This is a genomic window from Rhodococcus sp. 15-725-2-2b (genome assembly GCF_002259075.1).
GTDB lineage: Bacteria > Actinomycetota > Actinomycetes > Mycobacteriales > Mycobacteriaceae > Rhodococcoides.
In genome coordinates this window covers 291,973-309,352 of record NZ_NPFL01000002.1, presented here as the reverse complement: position 1 = coordinate 309,352, position 17,380 = coordinate 291,973, and the positions used below count along the sequence as shown (strand labels likewise).

15 protein-coding genes are annotated in these 17,380 nt (G+C 64.9%); 14 read left to right on the top strand and 1 reads right to left on the bottom strand.

Features of this window, described 5'->3' with window-relative positions; all coding sequences use genetic code 11:
* Window positions 1–57: 57 nt before the first annotated feature.
* The 12 genes from CH306_RS01345 to CH306_RS01290 all read left to right on the top strand — a co-directional run bounded on the left by CH306_RS01345 (window position 58) and on the right by CH306_RS01290 (window position 14,501).
* Window positions 58–1,230, top strand: a complete 1,173-nt coding sequence (locus CH306_RS01345) for a cystathionine gamma-synthase (RefSeq protein WP_032397583.1) — start codon at window positions 58–60, stop codon at window positions 1,228–1,230.
* Window positions 1,227–2,003 (top strand): glutamate racemase, encoded by a 777-nt coding sequence (locus tag CH306_RS01340; RefSeq protein ID WP_094645417.1) that lies wholly within the window; start codon window positions 1,227–1,229, stop codon window positions 2,001–2,003. The genes CH306_RS01345 and CH306_RS01340 overlap by 4 nt, the downstream gene beginning before the upstream one ends.
* Before the next feature lie 123 nt (window positions 2,004–2,126).
* Complete coding sequence (locus CH306_RS01335) at window positions 2,127–3,311, top strand: MFS transporter (protein ID WP_094632323.1); 1,185 nt, start codon at window positions 2,127–2,129, stop codon at window positions 3,309–3,311.
* Window positions 3,312–3,510: 199 nt separating this feature from the next.
* On the top strand, window positions 3,511–4,782 hold the full coding sequence (gene mdo, locus CH306_RS01330) for an NDMA-dependent methanol dehydrogenase (RefSeq protein ID WP_032376592.1): 1,272 nt from the start codon (window positions 3,511–3,513) through the stop codon (window positions 4,780–4,782).
* 82 nt (window positions 4,783–4,864) lie between these two features.
* Window positions 4,865–5,902 carry a MadB family AAA-type ATPase gene (locus CH306_RS01325; protein ID WP_094645416.1) on the top strand — a complete coding sequence of 346 codons (1,038 nt, stop codon included), beginning with the start codon at window positions 4,865–4,867 and terminating at the stop codon, window positions 5,900–5,902.
* Window positions 5,899–7,416, top strand: a complete 1,518-nt coding sequence (gene madC / locus CH306_RS01320) for a MadC family VWA domain-containing protein (RefSeq protein WP_094645415.1) — start codon at window positions 5,899–5,901, stop codon at window positions 7,414–7,416. Before CH306_RS01325 ends, madC begins: the two co-directional genes overlap by 4 nt.
* Before the next feature lie 197 nt (window positions 7,417–7,613).
* Window positions 7,614–8,801, top strand: a complete 1,188-nt coding sequence (locus CH306_RS01315; protein ID WP_256981006.1) for an iron-containing alcohol dehydrogenase — start codon at window positions 7,614–7,616, stop codon at window positions 8,799–8,801.
* Window positions 8,798–10,186 (top strand): MadS family sensor histidine kinase, encoded by a 1,389-nt coding sequence (locus tag CH306_RS01310; protein ID WP_179272936.1) that lies wholly within the window; start codon window positions 8,798–8,800, stop codon window positions 10,184–10,186. Before CH306_RS01315 ends, CH306_RS01310 begins: the two co-directional genes overlap by 4 nt.
* Window positions 10,183–10,863: a MadR family response regulator transcription factor gene (locus CH306_RS01305; RefSeq protein ID WP_303396071.1), complete on the top strand. Its 681-nt coding sequence runs from the start codon at window positions 10,183–10,185 to the stop codon at window positions 10,861–10,863. Before CH306_RS01310 ends, CH306_RS01305 begins: the two co-directional genes overlap by 4 nt.
* A gap of 120 nt (window positions 10,864–10,983) precedes the next feature.
* Window positions 10,984–13,164, top strand: a complete 2,181-nt coding sequence (locus CH306_RS01300) for a molybdopterin-containing oxidoreductase family protein (RefSeq protein ID WP_094645414.1) — start codon at window positions 10,984–10,986, stop codon at window positions 13,162–13,164.
* Between the two features lie 36 nt (window positions 13,165–13,200).
* The gene (gene fdxA / locus CH306_RS29330; RefSeq protein WP_032397576.1) at window positions 13,201–13,515 is read left to right on the top strand and encodes a ferredoxin; all 315 of its coding nucleotides are present in this window, start codon (window positions 13,201–13,203) and stop codon (window positions 13,513–13,515) included.
* Entirely contained in the window at window positions 13,512–14,501 is a 990-nt protein-coding gene (locus tag CH306_RS01290) for an NAD(P)/FAD-dependent oxidoreductase (protein WP_218829650.1), read from the top strand. Before fdxA ends, CH306_RS01290 begins: the two co-directional genes overlap by 4 nt.
* 18 nt (window positions 14,502–14,519) lie before the next feature.
* Here the strand turns inward: CH306_RS01290 and CH306_RS01285 are convergent, their stop codons facing one another.
* A complete protein-coding gene (locus tag CH306_RS01285) occupies window positions 14,520–15,545 on the bottom strand; it encodes a helix-turn-helix domain-containing protein (protein ID WP_082322636.1) in 1,026 nt (341 codons plus the stop codon).
* A gap of 247 nt (window positions 15,546–15,792) precedes the next feature.
* On the opposite strand from CH306_RS01285, the gene CH306_RS01280 reads away from it, so the two are divergent.
* Together CH306_RS01280 and moaA are read left to right on the top strand one after the other, a co-directional pair.
* Window positions 15,793–16,353 carry a molybdenum cofactor biosynthesis protein MoaE gene (locus CH306_RS01280; protein ID WP_179272935.1) on the top strand — a complete coding sequence of 187 codons (561 nt, stop codon included), beginning with the start codon at window positions 15,793–15,795 and terminating at the stop codon, window positions 16,351–16,353.
* A complete protein-coding gene (gene moaA, locus CH306_RS01275) occupies window positions 16,236–17,375 on the top strand; it encodes a GTP 3',8-cyclase MoaA (RefSeq protein ID WP_306437702.1) in 1,140 nt (379 codons plus the stop codon). The genes CH306_RS01280 and moaA overlap by 118 nt, the downstream gene beginning before the upstream one ends.
* Window positions 17,376–17,380 lie beyond the last annotated feature (5 nt).

The following is a 17,380-nucleotide window of genomic DNA, read 5'->3' as shown; positions in this document are numbered from 1 at the left end:
TCTTCGCAGGTTACCCACGACCCCGCCGGGCGACGCAGGCCGATTAGGGTGGAGGGCATGAGTGAGCAGCGCAGCAAGGCAGACAACACCTCCTGGCAGGGCTTTTCCACGAAGGCGGTGCACGCCGGCTACGAGCCGGATCCGCTGACCGGCGCGGTGAACGTGCCGATCTACGCCAGCTCCACCTTCGCTCAGGACGGCGTCGGCGGTATGCGCAGCGGTTTCGAATACGCGCGCACCGGCAACCCGACGCGTCGGCCGCTCGAAGCCAACCTGGCGGCCATCGAGTCCGGCACCTACGGGCGCGCGTTCTCCTCGGGCATGGCGGCGACGGACTGCCTGCTCCGCTCGGCGCTTCGCCCCGGTGACCACCTCGTCATCCCCAACGACGCCTACGGCGGCACGTACCGATTGATCGACAAGGTCTTCACCCAGTGGGGCATCGAGTACTCGGTGGCTGCGGTGTCGGATGTCGACGAGGTCCGCGCGGCGATGCGCCCGAACACCAAGCTGGTCTGGGTCGAGACGCCCACCAACCCGTTGCTCAACGTCGGTGACATCGAGGCGCTCTCGGGCGTCGCGCACGAGGGCGGGGCCAAGCTGGTCGTCGACAACACGTTCGCGTCCCCGTACCTGCAGCAGCCCCTGAGTCTCGGTGCCGACGTGGTGCTGCACTCGACCACCAAGTACATCGGCGGACACTCCGATGTCGTCGGCGGCGCTCTGGTGACCGACAGCGAAGAGCTCGATACGGCGTTCGCGTTCCTGCAGAACGGCGCCGGCGGTGTTCCGGGACCGTTCGACGCGTTCCTGACCTTGCGCGGCATCAAGACTCTCGCGCTGCGGATGGAGCGACACAGCGACAACGCCGAGAAGATCGTGGAATTCCTCGAGGGGCATCCGGCCATTTCGCAGGTCATCTATCCCGGACTCGAATCGCACCCGTCTCATGCGGTCGCGGCGAAGCAGATGCGACGGTTCGGTGGCATGGTGTCGGTGCGTCTGGCCGGCGGCAAGCAGGCTGCACTCGACTTCTGCGCGAAGACCGAGATCTTCACCTTGGCGGAGTCCCTGGGCGGCGTCGAATCGTTGATCGAACATCCCGGCGCGATGACCCACGCCTCGACGGCCGGTTCGTTGCTCGAGGTACCCGACGATCTCGTGCGGCTGTCGGTCGGCATCGAGGACGGTGCCGACCTGGTCGGCGACGTCGAGCAAGCATTGGCATGATCGTCGCACTGATCGACTCGGGCCTGGGGATGCTCCCTACGGCTGCGCGGCTTCGCCACGTGCGTCCCGAGCTCGATCTGGTGCTGATGATGGATCCCGACAACGCTCCCTGGGGACCCAAACCGGATCGGTGGGTGATCGACCGGGTGGTCGCCTCCGCCGAGCACGCCGTCGATCTCGGTGCCGAGGTGGTCGTGCTTCCGTGCAACACCGCCAGCGTGACGGCGCTGAGCCACGTTCGGGCCGCGCTCGGTGACCCGATCCCGGTGGTGGGTACCGTCCCGGCGATCAAACCCGCTGCGGCGCAGAGTGATCGGATTGCGATCTGGGCAACGGCAGCAACGACGGCCAGTGCCTATCAAGCGCGGTTGATCGAGGAGTTCGCCTCGCATCGGACGGTGACGAGCGTGGCGTGCCACGGTCTGGCGGATTCGATCGACCGCGGAGACGAGCGGGGGATCAGCGCTGCGATCGCCGCCGCCGTGGCTGCCACGCCCGACGACGTCCAGTCGGTCGTGCTGGGGTGCACGCACTACCCGCTGGTGCGGGGCGAGATCGTTGCGCAGCTGCCCACCGAGGTGACGATGTTCGACAGCGCCGAGGCCGTGGCCAATCAGACCGTCCGACGCGTCGACGAGGTCGGCTCGAGCGGTTCGGGTACCGGCCGCGTCTCGGTGTGGCTCAGCGGAATCGAGGGCGGGTTGCCTGCGAGCGCGCAGCGGTATCCCGAAGGAAAGCTGCTACTCGACGACCTGCGAGCAGAGCAGCACTGACCCGTCGGGGAATGCAGGACGCTCCCGAGCGTTGTCTTTCACTGAGCTAACGGTCACTGCGGTGAAGGGAAACACATGGTCGGCGTCGAAGTGCGCGGTAGTGCCGGAAGGACCGCGGCGAGGATGCCGCATCGATACGCCTTCTGGGTGGTGGGCGTTGCCTTCATCGTGCTGATGGCGTCGTCGGCAGCACCGTCTCCGCTGTATCCGGTGTACCAGCAGTCGTGGGGATTCAGCGCGATCACACTCACGCTCATCTTCGCCGTCTACGCGGTGGCGCTCCTGGCGACGCTGCTCACCGTCGGCAGCCTGTCGGACCACATCGGTCGTAAGCCGATTCTGATTGCGTCGCTGCTGATGCTCGTGGTGAGCCTGGTGCTGTTCATCGTCTCCGACAGCGTGCCGCTCCTCATCGCCGCTCGGGTGGTGCAGGGGATTGCTGCAGGCGCGGCCACGGGTGCGATGAGTGCGGCCATCATCGATCTCCAGCCCGACGTGTCCACCGGGCCGCTGCTCAACAGCGTGGCACCTTCGTTCGGTCTGGCGGCCGGGGCGCTCGGTGCCGGGTTGCTGGTGCAGTTGGCTCCGGCACCGGAGATCCTCGTGTTCGTTCTGTTGATCGGCGCGGCGCTCGTCCTCGCGGTGGCGCTGCTGTTCGTCCCCGAGACATCGGCGTTGCGCGGCTTCGATTCCCGACGCCACCTCGCGTCGACCCTGCTGCCGAGAATGTCGATCCCGAAGTCGGTGCGGGCACCGTTCCTTCTCATCGCTCCCGCCCTGTTCGCCACGTGGTCTCTCGGTGGTTTCCACCTCTCGCTCGGTCCGTCCATCATCGGCACTGTCTTCGGTGTCGACAACCACATCGTGGGCGGATTGGAGATCTTCGCACTGTTCGGTTCCGGTTCGATAGCAGCTGCCGTGGTGCGCAACGGATTTCCTCGCAGGGTGATGATGATCGGCGCGTCCGTGCTTGCGATCGGTGTGGCGCTGACCTTGGTATCGGTCGAGATCGGCTCGATCGGGCTGTACTTCGTCGGGGCTGTCATCGCCGGGTCGGGTTGGGGAGCAACTTTTCTCGGCGCGATGCGCACGCTCGGTGCCCTGGTTCCCGCAGCGGAGCGAGGCGGGGTGTTCGCCACGACGTTCGTCATCAGCTACCTCGCCTTCAGCGTGCCCGCCGTGGTCGCCGGTCTGTCGGTGCATCGGCTGGGGTTGAGCACGACGGTGGAGGTGTACGGCGCGTTCGTCATCGCGATGGCGTTGTTCTCGGTTCTCGGATTCTCGCTGGCGCAGCGCCGAGATCGGTAGTGCGCCAGAGTCTGTGGTTCTTCCTCTGCCGAGGGTGAGCGAGTACTCCTACCCGATCGGGTAGTTCGGTCGGGTCGTTGGCAGGGTTCCCGCCTCGAGGTGTTCCCAACGCGGTGTGCGGCGGTGGAGTGTGGTCATCAGTGAGACGCCGATCACAGCAGAAGGCGTCTTGTCACTCACACTCACCGAGGAGACACCGATGGTTATCGAGCTCAATCAGATCTGGGAATTCCCCATCAAGGAGTTTCATCCGCTGCCGCGCGCCAAGCTGGGAGTCGGTGCCCACGACATGATCGGTGTCGAGGCCAAGGAACTCGGGTTCAAGCGCTCGCTGCTCGTCACGACCGGTCTGCGCGGTTCCGGAATCATCGAGGAACTGATCGGCAAGATCGAGTACCAGGGCGTCGAGGTGGTCCTCTACGACAAGGTCGAGTCCAATCCCAAGGACTACAACGTCATGGACGGTGCCGCGCTGTACCAGAAGGAGAAGTGCGACAGCGTCATCTCCGTCGGTGGTGGTTCGAGCCACGACGCGGCCAAGGGCATTCGCGTCGTCGTCGCGCACGACGGACGCAACATCAACGAGTTCGAGGGATTCTCCAAGTCCACCAACAAGCAGAATCCACCGCACATCGCCGTATCGACCACTGCAGGAACGGGTTCGGAGACGTCCTGGGCCTACGTCATCACCGACACCTCGGACATGGAGAAGCCGCACAAGTGGCTGGCGTTCGACGAAGCGTCGACACCGACTCTGGCACTGGACGATCCGCTGCTCTACTACACCTGCCCGCAGCAGTGGACCGCGTTCTGCGGCTTCGACGTTCTCGCCCACGGTGCCGAGCCGTACGTCTCGCGTCTCGATTTCGCGCCGTCGCTCGGCAACGCCATCTACTCGATCGGCCTGGTGTCCAAGCACCTTCGTGAAGCGGTGTACGACCCGGGCAACCTGAAAGCTCGCGAGGGCATGATGAACGCCCAGTACATCGCCACGCAGGCGTTCAACTCCGGCGGACTCGGTGTCATCCACTCGATCTCGCACGCGATCAGCGCGTTCTACGACAGCGCTCACGGCCTCAACAACGCCATCGCGCTGCCGCGCGTGTGGGAGTACAACCTGCCCTCGCGCTACGAGCGCTACGCCGAGATCGCCGTGGCCATGGGCGTCGATACCAAGAACATGACCACCGTGCAGGCGGCCGATGCTGCCGTCGAAGCCGCCATCAGGCTCGCCAAGGACGTCGGAATTCCCGACAACTTCGGCTCCATCCGTTCGGCGACGTACGACAAGAACAGGATGAACACCGGCAAGTACGCGGGCAAGGGCGACGTGATCAAGGGCGACGAGAAGTCGGTGCTGAAGATCTCCGAGCACATCCAGGAGGACTGGTGCACCCCGGGCAACCCCCGTGAGGTGACCGTGGAGTCGATGATCCCCGTCGTCTCGCACGCGATCAACGAGTCGTACTGATGCTGCGCAGTGGTGCGGTTATGTGCCCCGGGCGGCGCATGACCGCACCACTGCGGCTCCGCCGCACCACGAAGGGAAACACATGACCTCGCTGTCGACAGTGCGTAGCGACGACACCGGCACCGTTCGATTCACCGACGCCGCCGATCTGCAGCGCGCGCTCGGTGAGCAGGACTACATCGCCGACGACGACCTCGCCACCGTGGTACATCTGGCGACAGCGCTCGATCGCCCACTGTTGCTCGAAGGCCCTGCGGGCGTGGGCAAGACCGAGTTGGCCAAGTCTCTCGCTGCGGCGAGCGGACGGAAGCTGGTTCGGTTGCAGTGCTACGAGGGCCTCGACGACAACCGAGCCCTCTACGAGTGGGACTACGCCAAGCAATTGCTGCATGTGCAGATGCTGCGCGAACACATCGGCGCGCTCACCCAGCACGTCACCGATATCGACGACGCATCGAAGCTGCTCGCCGCCAAGGACTTCGGCCTGTACTCCGAGCCCTTCCTCGCCGTGCGCCCCCTGCTGGAGTCGGTGCTCTCGGAGGAGCCGGTGGTGCTGCTGGTCGACGAGGTCGATCGCACCGAGGAGTCGATGGAGGCACTGTTGCTCGAAGTGCTCGCCGAGAAGCAGGTGACGATCCCCGAGGTCGGCACCTTCACGGCGCGCAGCGATCCGTGGGTGATATTGACCTCCAACGACACTCGTGAGCTGTCCTCGGCGCTCAAGCGACGCTGCTTGCACTTCCATCTCGATTACCCGACGGCTGCGCGGGAGCGCGAGATCGTCACCGCTCGTGCGCCCGAGGTGCCCGCACACATCGTGGCCGAGATCGTCGATTTGGCAACCGAACTGCGCGAACTACCGCTGCGCAAGAGCCCGTCGATCTCGGAGGTGATCGACGCGGCTCGTATCGCGTCGGTTCTCGGACACTCCGAGGACACCCGCAAGTATCTGCTCGCCGCGCTGGTCAAGTACTCCTCGGACATGAAGATCGCCTTGGCCGGGTCGGTCGCCGAAAAACCCTCTGCCGCAACGTCACTGGGAACGATCGTCAACACGACCGCGACGGCCTTTCGCGGACACGGTGGACGCGACAAGGGTGGCATCGGAATACGACGATGACCGGGCACGAGTCGTTCTCGGCATCGGTGGTGCTCGACGTGCTTGCGGCTGTCTTCGGGCGGACGCTGCGGCGCTTCGGAGTAGCGGCGTCGCCGGCCGAGGTGATCGAGGTACGACGCGTCCTCGGTCTCCTCGGGGGCCGGGACCTCACGATTCTGCGTGCGGCCCTGCGCGCGACGTGCGCCAAGTACGACCACGAACAGCACGGATTCGATCTCGCGTTCGAGTCGATGTTCGAGGCCGCCATCGACAGTGCCGTGGACGAGCATCGATCGCCGTTGGGTGCGCAGGTCGCCGGCGGACTTCCGACGGACCTCGAGGTGGGAGCGGACCAGGAGGCCGCCATGTACGCCGAGTACAACGAACGGGCCGTGGAGATCGGGGATCTGCTCGACGCGCCCGAAGCCGACAAGGGCTTCAACCCGCACAAGGACGACGACGACATCAGCCTCTCCTCCGAGGATCACGATCTGTCGATCGACACCGACGGCGACATGGGCCGTCGCGGGGTCACCTACACCGTCGACCTGGAGCGGTCCGGATCGACGGCGGCAGGAGAGTTGGCGTCGAGTACCAGCGGAGCGGTTGCGGGACAGCTGAACTGGGAAGATCCGGCGAGCGTGCTGGCGTGGTTCGACGCCTATGATCCGCGGAGCGTCTACGGCGACGGCGGTGATTCGGGTCCGCTGAGTGCCGCGATGCTGGATCGGATCACCGATGCCGTCGAGGCTTTCGTCGCGGCATTGGGTGAGCTGACCGGCACCATGCCCTCACCGATACCGATCGACGGTGCGGCGCAGGTGATCGGCAGGCACGCCGAGATCGAGCGCGCGAGTCACGAACTGCTGCGGCACATGCGCGGCACCCCGCGCCCTCGGCCGCGCGAGCACTCGCGCGGGCCACTGGACATGAGGCGCACCGTCCGGTCGAGTCTGCGAACCGACGGAATTCCGTTTCGCTTGGTGACGAAGACACCGGTACCGGACAAGGTCCGACTCCTCGTGCTCGCCGACGTTTCGCTGTCGGTTCGGCCGATCACGGCGTTCACGCTGAGGCTCGCACAAGCCATGCATGCGCGAGCGCACCGATGCACGGTGATGGGGTTCGTCGATGCTCCGGTGGACGTGACGACCACCCTGCTCGGCAGCACCGGGGACGGCGCGCTGGCTGCCGTGCTCGCGGATGCGCGTCTGGACCTCGAAGCCAGTAGCGACTACGGCAGCATGTTCGCCGATCTGCTGGACTCGCACGCCGACATACTGAACAAGCGCACCGCGGTGATCATCGTCGGCGACGGCCGGTGCAACGGCCGCCCGGCGGGACTCGATGCGCTGGAGAAGATTCGGTCCAAGGTGCACCGCGTCGCGTGGATCACCCCGGAGGCGCGCCGCTACTGGGCTCAGGCCGCGTGTTCGATGGAGGACTACGAGCAGATCTGCGACCGGGTCGTGGTGGCGAGGGACGGGGAACAGTTGACGGCGCAGGCGGCCGAACTGGGGCATGCGCTGTCCTGAGCAGCGTCCGACCCTGACCGTCGGGGTTCGGGTACCTACCCGATCGGGTAGGTGGGAACCTGGTCCGGTGCTGGTGGGATTCGACGGGCCCCCCTCGTAGGGTTGTAACCTGAATCACATGCCCGGATGTCTCGGGCCGATGGACAGCGAGGGTGTGAACGGTGGACCAGGCAGCTACTGCGAACGTAGGCAAGGCGCTGCACGACCTCGATGATCGACGCAGCCGCCCGGAGGCACCGCGCGTGCTCAAGTTCCATGCCCCGGAGATCGTGTTCGGTCAGGATTCGTTGGGTGAAGTGGCGCACGCGACGCTTCGGCTGGGCGGAGTGCGTCCGCTCGTGGTCACCGATGCCGGTCTGATCGACAGCGGGTGGGCGGGTCAGCTGATCGATCTGCTCACTGCACAGGGCCTGTTTCCCCAGGTGTGGAGCGAGCTGACGCCCAATCCCAAGGATGTCGAGATCGAAGCCGGGTATGCGGTCTACACCGAGTCGGTCTGCGATGTGCTGGTGGCCATCGGCGGGGGATCGGTGATGGATGCGGCCAAAGGCATTGCGATCCTGGCCGGTAACGGCGGCAGAATCCTCGACTACGAAGGTGTCGATCAGGCCACGCGCCCGATCCCACCCTTGGTCATGGTGCCGACGACGTCCGGTACGGGTGCCGACGTGTCCCAGTTCTGCATCGTCACCGATACGGCGCGCTCGACGAAGATCACCATTCTCGGCAGAGCTCTGGTCCCCGATATCACCGTGATCGACCCGCGGCTGCTCACCACGATGCCCGAATGGCTCAACGCAGCAACGGGTTTGGATGCCCTGACTCACGGTATCGAGGCCTTCGTCTCGCTCGGACACAACCAACTCACCGATCACCATGCGCTACGGGCCATCACCATGGTGATGTCGCAGCTGGCACGCACCATCGACGAACCCGCCGACATGGTTGCACGCGGATCGATGGCCCAGGCGAGCCTCGAAGCCGGCCTGGCTTTCACCAACGCGATCCTCGGTGCAACGCATGCCATGAGCCATCAGGTGGGTGGACTGCTCGACCTGCCGCACGGAGTGATCAACGGCGTACTGCTGCCTCATGTCATCCGCTTCAATGCAGCCGAGGATCCGCTGCCGTACGTGGCCATCGCGACGAGCCTCGGACTTCCCGAGGGCAGAGCCCGGCCGGAGGAGGCCGCGATGGCCGTGGCAGACCGCGTCGACCGCCTCGCGCGACAGGTCGGTGTCCCGTCCGGCCTCGCACAGATCGGAGTCAGTGAGTCGGATCTCGATGTGTTGGCCACCAACGCTCTGCACGATGCCTGCATGTCCACCAATCCGCGCTCGGCGACGCACCTCGAGATGGTCGAACTGTTCCGGAGTGCGCTGTGACGTCGGGACCCGATGTGACGTCCGGACCCGACCTGTCGCTACTGACGGGACTGCGCTCGGGCAAGAACACGTTCTACCCCCAGTATCGCGGCGCGGCCGAACGGCTCGAACGCGTCGTCTATGCGCTGGAACTGATTTCGCGGGCGCTGGTGCGGACGGTCGACGGCCCCGAGACGCTCGTGTGCGCGGTCGCGGAAGCAGCTCGTGCTCATCTGAGCGCACAGTGGGTCGTGTTCGCGCTCGCCGACGGTGCACTCCCCGATGCCGGTCCCCGGCGACTGGTGCTCGGACCGGACGCCACGCCGTTCCTTGTCGACAACGTCGAGGGTCCGCCGCTGCCGGACGACGTCATCGACTGCCTCGAGTCGATTCGGACGTCCACGTGCGGTGACGGGCAGACTCCGGTCATCTCGGCCCATCACGCTTTCGTGCCGATCGCGTTCGACGGTGGCGTCGTCGGCGCGTTCGCGGCGTGGACCGGCGACCACCGGGTGCTCGACGCGACCGACGCGGCTGTGTTGAGCATTCTGGCGAGTCAAACGGCTGTGGCACTGCAGAATTCGGCTCTATTCCAGAGTCGTCGACAGCTGCTAGAACGCACCGAGAACGCGTACGCGCAGGCCCACCGCACAGCAGCGGATCTGGCGGCCCGCAACGCCGAACTCGAGGTGACTCAGCGGCAGCTGGGCGCCGCGCATCGACATCAGGTGCTCGACGACGAACGCCATCGCATCGCCCGCGAACTGCACGACAGCGTGACGCAGGCGGTGTTGTCGGCGGGTATGCAGATCGAGGTGTGCCGCAGCGACATTCCGGCCGAGGAACGCGGTGAACGGCTCGATCTGGCCAAGGAGTTGACGCGTCGAGCCGTCGAACAGTTGCGGTCTGCGATCTATGCGCTCAACCATCCGCAGGATGCCGATCGAACGTCCCTGCCCGAGATGCTCGAGCAACTGTCGGTGGTACACATGCCCGACGAGTTGCAGGTGTCGTTGCGAGTGGAGGGAACTCCGGTCGAGCTGAGCAGCGAATGCGAGCACGCTCTGCTGCGCATCGCCGGCGAGGCACTGTTCAACACCGCGGTGCACGCCCATGCGTCGCGAGCAATTCTGAGACTGACCTACTCGCCCGATCAGGTGCAGTTGTCGATCGCCGACGACGGGGACGGCGATCCGGCCCATCTGCGGATGATGCTGCATCTGTCCGAGTCCACCGACGTCGACGGCAGGCATCGAGGATTGGCGAACATGGCGGCCCGGACCCGCGAGCACGGTGGCGTCTTCGAGATCAGGCGTGCCCGTACCGGAGGAGTGCGAGTGACCGTGCGAATCCCCCTCGGGAGCGATCCCCTCGGCAGTACATCGGAGAAGGGCGACACCCTGTGAGCGTACCGACGATCCGCGACGGCCAAGGGCATGTGGCTGCACCCACGGTGCGCATCGTGCTGGTCGACGATCACGCGATCCTGCGCGAAGGGCTACGGTCGGTGCTCGAACGCGAGGCGGATCTGACGATCGTGGGGGAGGCGTCGACGCGGGAGGAGGGACTGGCCGTCGTCGCGCGGGTGGAGCCCGACATCGTGCTGATGGATCTCAAGCTGTCGGCCAGTTCGGATTACGAGGGTCTTGCCTTGTGTGCGCAGTTGGCGAAGGCACACAACGGAATCGGACTGTTGGTGCTCACGACCTTCCTCGACGACCGGCTCGTGGTGGAGGCCGTGCATGCGGGTGCGCGGGGATACGTGGTCAAGGACGTCGACACCACCGAGTTGGTACGCGCGATCCGCGCGGTCTCGCGCGGCGAGAGTGCCTTCGACTCGCGGAGCGCCTCGGCTGTCGTTCGCTCTCTCAACGGCACACCGAGCAGCATCGAGCGCCTGACCGAGCGTGAACTCGAGGTCCTCAGGCTGCTCGCGACGGGCCTGTCCAACAACATGATCGGAGCGCGCCTGTTCATCTCGGCGACGACGGTGAAATTCCACGTCAGCAACATCATGCGCAAGCTCGCGGTGTCCAGACGAGCCGAGGCCGTGTACGCGGCGAGTAAGCAAGGCTTGATCTGACTGCAGAGCCTTCGGGCGCAGAGTGCAAAGTAGACGGCGCTCGGTGTCCTGTCGAGAGCGTCTGGGCGGTGCAGGCTTCGGATAACACATACCAGTGATATCCATGCCGAGGAGCACCCCATGACGACTGTTCAAGAAGGCACACGCCAAGACGACGCTCCCGCAGACCGCCCCGCGGAGCTCACCGTTCTCGGAGCCTGCGGCCAGGACTGTCCGGATTCGTGCTCGATGGTGGTCACCGTCGCGGACGGTGTGGCGACCAGCGTCAACGGTAGCAAGACCAACCCGTACACCAACGGTGGATTGTGCGTGAAGGTGGACAACTACCTGGACAAGGTCTACAGCCCCGATCGAGTCCTGTACCCGCTCAAGCGATCCGGACCCAAAGGCTCCGGTCGCTTCGAGCGAATTTCGTGGGACGAGGCCGTTGCGACCATCGCGGAGAAGTTCACCGACATCGCCGAGGAATTCGGCCCGGAAGCGATCATGCCGTGCAACTACCTCGGCACCCAGGGGATCACGCAGGGGCTCAACGTCGGCGACGCATTCTTCAACCGTCTCGGGGCAACGGTTGCCGAGCGCACCTACTGCGATGCAGGGTCGTGCACTGCGTACGCGATGACGGTCGGCGATACGGCGGGAGTCGACCCGGAAAGCTTCGTCCATTCGAAGTTCATTCTGATCTGGGCGTCGAACATCATGAGCACCAACCTGCACCTGTGGCCGTATGTGGCCGAGGCCAAGAAGCGCGGGGCCAAGGTCGTCGTGATCGACCCGGTCAAAACCAGGACCGCGAAGGCTGCGAGTTGGTACATCCCGATCCGGCCGGGCACCGACGGCGCGCTCGCGCTGGCGATGATGCACGTCATCATCGACGAGGGGTTGACGGACGCGGACTACATCGAGCGTCACACCATCGGTTTCGACGAGCTGGCCGAGCGGGTGAAGCAGTACACCCCGCAGTGGGCATCGGAGGAGACGGGCATCCCCGTCGAGGACATCTACACCCTGGCGCGGGAATACGCGCAGAGTCAGCCTGCCGTGATTCGCATCGGTGTCGCGATCGAACGGAGCGCCGGTGGCGGGCAGAGCGTCCGAGCCATTTCCTGCCTGCCGTCGTTGGTGGGTGCCTGGCGCAAGCCAGGAGGCGGAATCCTGCAGCTACCTCTGTGGGCTTTCCCGGTGAACTGGCCCGAGTTCCTGCAGACGGATCTGCAAACGCCAGGCACGCGGGTGATCAATCTGTATCAACTCGGCGAAGCGCTGACCGGCGGGCTGAATCTGGACACGCCCCTCAAGGCCCTGATGGTCTACAACTCGAATCCGGTGGTGGTGTGCCCGGATCAGAAACGGATGATCGACGGGCTCAGCCGCGAGGATCTGTTCACCGTCGTCAGTGACCATTTCATCACCGACACAGCCGATTACGCTGACATCATCCTGCCGGCGACCACACAGCTCGAGCAGGACGACATCAACTTCTCGTGGGGGCACCTGTTCGTCACCTACAACAATCGGTCGATCGAGCCGATGGGAGAAGCGGTCCCCAACACCGAGCTCTTCCGGCGACTGGCCAAGGCCATGGGCTTCACCGAGCCGGTGTTCTCCCGAACCGACGAGGAACTCATAGCCCTGTCGTACGACTGGAATGCGCCTGCCATGGAGGGCATCTCGATCGACTCGCTCAAACAGCTCGGGTGGCAGCGGCTCAACCTTCCCGGTCCCGACGAGTACGCACCCCACGCCGAGGGCAATTTCCGGACGCCGTCCGGCAAGACCGAGTTCCTGTCCTCGGCAGCGGCGGGCGGCAACTTCGTTCTGCCCCTCTTCCGGCAGGGATCGAACGATCACCAGCCGGGCCAACCGGTGGATCCGCTTCCGCACTACATTGCGCCGCGCGAATCGTCTCGCACCAACCCCGAACTGGCGCAGAAGTATCCGCTCAACCTGCTGACGCCCAAGTCGCACGCCTACCTGAATTCGAGCTTCGGAAATCTCGACATGCATCGCAAGGTGCAGAAGGAGCCGACCCTGCTGATCAACCCAGCCGACGCCGAGCGGCGGGGTGTCGCCTCCGGTGATGTGGTTCGAGTGTTCAACGACCGCGGTGAGTTCACCGTCCTGGCCAAGCTGGACAAGTCGGTCATGGAGGGCGTGACGGTGTGCGCGATGGGCGCGTGGCGCAAGAACATGCTCTCCCTCTCGACCCCGGCCTCGCTCAACCCGACGGCATTCGCGGACCTCGGGAATGCCCCGACGTTCTCGGACACTCTAGTCGACGTGCGACCGCTCGACGCCTGACAACACCTTCCCTACTACGAGAACGAGGATTTCGAGATGGCCTACGTCGTCACCGAACCGTGCATCGACCTGCTGGACAAGGCATGCACCGAGGAGTGCCCCGTCGACTGCATCTACGAGGGTGCTCGGATGATGTACATCAATCCCGACGAGTGCGTCGACTGCGGCAAATGCATGCCTGCGTGCCCCAACGACGCGATCTTCTGGGAACACAAGATCCCGGACGAGCAGAAGCGGTTCGTCGACATCGCAGTGGAGTTCTGCGAGGATGCCGATGCGTCGGGTGGCGCGGAGGATCTCGGTCCGGTCGGACACGACCACCCGGCGATCGACGAAGTGGCGAAGAAGTGAGTGGCGCAACCGATTTCGAGTGTGACCTGATCATCGTCGGCGCGGGCCCGGCCGGCCTCTACGGTGCGTACTATGCGGGCTTTCGTGGGCTGACGGTCACCGTCGTCGACGCCTTACCGCATCCCGGTGGTCAGCTGGCCGCGCTGTACCCGGAGAAGAAGATCTTCGACGTCGCCGGCTTTCCGGCAATCAAAGCGCAGCATCTGGTCGACGCCTTGGTGGAGCAGGCAGAGCAGGCGAAACCGACGTATCTGATGGGACACGTCGCGACCGAGCTCGAAGAATCCGAGGAGGCCGTCCGGATCACGACGGACAAGGGTGTCACCGTCGTCGGGAAGGCGGTTCTGGTGGCAGCGGGGATCGGCAAATTCACGCCGAGACCGCTGCCGGCGGGTTCGGAGTTCCACGATCGTGGGCTTCGCTACTTCGTGCCGAGACTGAACGAGTTGGCCGGCGAACACGTGATGATCGTCGGGGGCGGTGATTCGGCGGTGGACTGGGCTCTGAGTTTGGAGCCGATCGCGAAGTCGGTGGTACTGGTGCACCGCCGCAACGAGTTTCGGGCTCATGCTCACAGCTTGGGACTGTTGGAGCGGTCGAGTGTCGATGTACTCACCCCGTACGAGGTCGAGGAGATCGCGGGCTCGGACGCCGTCGAATCGGTGACGATCGTCGACGGAGCCGGAACCGAACGCCGTCGACTCGCAGTGTCGAGTGTCGTTGCCGCACTGGGCTTCAAAGCGGCATTGGGTCCCATCGGGACGTGGGGTCTGGACAAGCACCAGCGCGATATCGCCGTCGACCGGACGATGCGGACCAATCGTCGGCGAGTATTCGCGGTGGGTGATGTTGCCGGACACCAGGACAAGGTCAAGCTGATCGCGGTCGGATTCGCCGAGGCCGCTACGGCGGTCAACCACATCGCACCACTCGTCGACGGTTCGGCACCGATCGTGCCGGGCCATTCGAGCGACTCGATCCACTGACTCGAGTCGCTCGTCGCGTCAGTACCTCTGTTCTCGGTCGGTCGGCCGTGTCGAGCGCGTCACCGCACGCGGGTCGTCCGACCGGGCACAGACGCTGGCGCGGTACTGCCGCGGACTCATGCCGTACTGCTCACGAAAGGCGCGGCTGAAGACGGCGAGGTCCGCGAAGCCCCATCTCCGGCTGATCTGCCCGAGCGACTTGTCCAGAGTGATGCTGCCGACGATCTCGCGGCGGCAGCGCTCGAGCCGTTTGGTTCTGATGGTGCGGGCCACCGTCGTGCCGCTCGAGGCGAACACACGATGCAACTGTCGCGTCGAGACCAACATCGCCGACGCCACCGAGGTGGGTGAGAGCTCGGTATCTGCGAGGTGGTCCTCGATGTACCGCTGCGCTGACCGAACCAGAGCTGCGCTGGGCGAGTCGACGGTCGAGTTCGTGGTGGTGTTGCGGGCGATCACGCTGACGAGATCGCCGACCTCGTCCGCTATCGCCTGCGCTCCGGTGATGTCCAGTGACGAGCGCGTCGAACTCAGATCGTGAAGAAACCGGCCCAGTAGCCCACTGAATCCGGCGGATCCGTCGAATGCCATCGCCGTCATGTCGCTGGACTCACGGGCGTCGAGCCGAAGCATGTGACGGGGCCAGGTGAAGACCTCCAGTTCCCACTGATCGTCGTCGGGGTGGCCGTCGATGATCCAGTCGAACGGGCGTGAGGTGTCGTAGATCGCGAAGTCGCCCCGCGTCAGAGTGCATTCGCGGCCGTCCTGCACGACGATGGCCGAGCCGCGTCTGATCATTCCGATCTGGACGTACTCGATGCGATCCCGATCGATCAACGAGTCGGTACGCGCGATGTGCTGCGTGGTGGATCTGACACTCGAAACCTGAAGGTGTGCAAGCGACATCGACCGGACGGCCCCGGTGAATCGGCTGTCGGCCACGTCCGCGACGTCCAGTGCGACGAAATGCTCGCTGAGCATGTCGCACCAGTCACTGCGGCTGGTCGTCCGAGTCGGGATCGAGAATCCGGATCTGGACAGCATGGGAACCCCTTTTCGTCGAAGCCCACCGTCGTCGGTCCTGGTGACCGTGTCGTCACTGCGATGCAGGAGCTTTGTTCGAGGTTAGCGCGCAATGTTTCCGGTTGATTCGCTGTTCGTAACATTGCCGGAAAGTCCGATCCGGACGGCGTGGCGAGGTCTCTGCAGGTCAACTAACGGTCGCTGGCGGTCAAATGCACTGCAGCCCTCTGGACCAAGCTGGAACCGAATTCGACGAAAGGGGTGCACCATGGGCGACGTCGATACAGTCGTGCAGCTGGACGGGAACGACAGTGAATCCTGCGCAAGCGGGGTGCGAGTCGCAGTCACCTCCGACGCGTTGTCGGTCGAGGCGGCGACCGCCTGGGCCACCATGCCCCAGTGCGGGGCCGTTGTCACCTTCACCGGGGTTGTGCGCGAGTATTCGAGGGACTCCGCAGGTCAACGGACCGACGGGGTCGTGTCGATCGACTATCAGTCCTACGAGTCGGTCGCGCGCGGACGCCTGTTCGAGATTGCCGAGACGGCGCAACAGCGTTGGCCCGACATCGGCCGTATCGCCCTGCTGCACCGGACCGGATCCGTCGCGGTGGGTGAAGCGAGTGTCCTGGTCTGTGTGTCCGCGGGTCATCGCGTCGCCGCGTTTCTGGCGGCTCAGTTCTGCATCGACATCGTCAAGGCATCCGTTCCGGTGTGGAAGCTCGAACAGCGGGACGCCGCGCAATCCTGGGTGGAGACCGGTGTGCAGATCGAGAACGTCCACCATGCAGCCTCGCAGTGGTCGCCGCTCACCTGCGGTGCCGCCTCGTGAGGGATGTCGTGGCCGACGCGAGAGACGTTCGGGGCCGGCCACTTCGGGACCTGCGTATCTCCGTCACCGACCGGTGCAACTTCCGGTGCGTCTATTGCATGCCGCGGTCCGAATTCGGTCCCGACCACGAATTCTTGAAGACCGCGAAACTGCTGTCGTTCGAGGAGATCGACAGAGTCGCCCGAGCTGCTGCCGACATCGGTATTCGCAAGGTGCGCCTGACCGGTGGAGAACCGCTGCTGCGAACCGGAATTGTCTCCCTCGTCGAGCGACTGAGCGCCATCGACGGTATCGATCTGGCGATGACCACCAACGGTTCTCTGCTCGGCGCACATGCTGCGAAGTTGGTCGACGCGGGGTTGGGGCGGGTGACCGTCAGCCTCGATTCGACGGATCCGGCAACGTTCGCTCGCATGAGCGACACTCGGGTGCCCGTGCAAACGGTACTCGACGGTATCGACGCGGCGGTGGACGCGGGCATGTCTCCGGTGAAGGTCAATGTCGTGGTGCGTCGCGGGGTGAACGAGGATTCGATTCTGACTCTGGCGGAGCGGTTCAAGGGGACCGGCGTCGTGGTGCGCTTCATCGAGTACATGGACGTCGGTGCCACGAATCGGTGGGAGTTGTCCCAGGTCATGGACGTGCAAGCGATCGTGGAGACGATCGGCCGCGTCCACCCGCTGGTGCGGGTCGAGGCGGTGTACGACGGTGAGGTGGCGACTCGATATCGATACCTCGACGGCAGTGGAGAGATCGGCGTGATCGGGTCGGTGTCCGAGCCGTTCTGCGGAACGTGCACGCGCGCGAGGCTGTCTGCCGACGGCAAGGTGTACACCTGTCTGTTCTCGTCGACCGGAACGGACCTGCGCGCGTTGCTGCGCTCGGGGGCGTCGCAGGACGAACTCGTATCCCGCCTCACGGCGCTGTGGGTGCGACGGGACGATCGGTACTCGGAACTTCGAGCGGAAACGAACGAGGATCCGGTGCGAGATCGGATCGAAATGTCCTACATCGGTGGATGATCGAA

Excerpts from the sequence above, each read along its gene's own strand:
- CH306_RS01340 (WP_094645417.1), top strand. The coding sequence starts at position 1,227 with ATGATCGTCGCACTGATCGACTCGGGCCTGGGGATGCTCCCTACGGCT.
- mdo (WP_032376592.1), top strand. The coding sequence starts at position 3,511 with ATGGTTATCGAGCTCAATCAGATCTGGGAATTCCCCATCAAGGAGTTT.
- CH306_RS01335 (WP_094632323.1), top strand. The coding sequence starts at position 2,127 with ATGCCGCATCGATACGCCTTCTGGGTGGTGGGCGTTGCCTTCATCGTG.
- madC (WP_094645415.1), top strand. The coding sequence starts at position 5,899 with ATGACCGGGCACGAGTCGTTCTCGGCATCGGTGGTGCTCGACGTGCTT.
- CH306_RS01325 (WP_094645416.1), top strand. The coding sequence starts at position 4,865 with ATGACCTCGCTGTCGACAGTGCGTAGCGACGACACCGGCACCGTTCGA.
- CH306_RS01345 (WP_032397583.1), top strand. The coding sequence starts at position 58 with ATGAGTGAGCAGCGCAGCAAGGCAGACAACACCTCCTGGCAGGGCTTT.
- CH306_RS01280 (WP_179272935.1), top strand. The coding sequence starts at position 15,793 with ATGGGCGACGTCGATACAGTCGTGCAGCTGGACGGGAACGACAGTGAA.
- CH306_RS01285 (WP_082322636.1), bottom strand. The coding sequence starts at position 15,545 with ATGCTGTCCAGATCCGGATTCTCGATCCCGACTCGGACGACCAGCCGC.
- fdxA (WP_032397576.1), top strand. The coding sequence starts at position 13,201 with ATGGCCTACGTCGTCACCGAACCGTGCATCGACCTGCTGGACAAGGCA.
- CH306_RS01300 (WP_094645414.1), top strand. The coding sequence starts at position 10,984 with ATGACGACTGTTCAAGAAGGCACACGCCAAGACGACGCTCCCGCAGAC.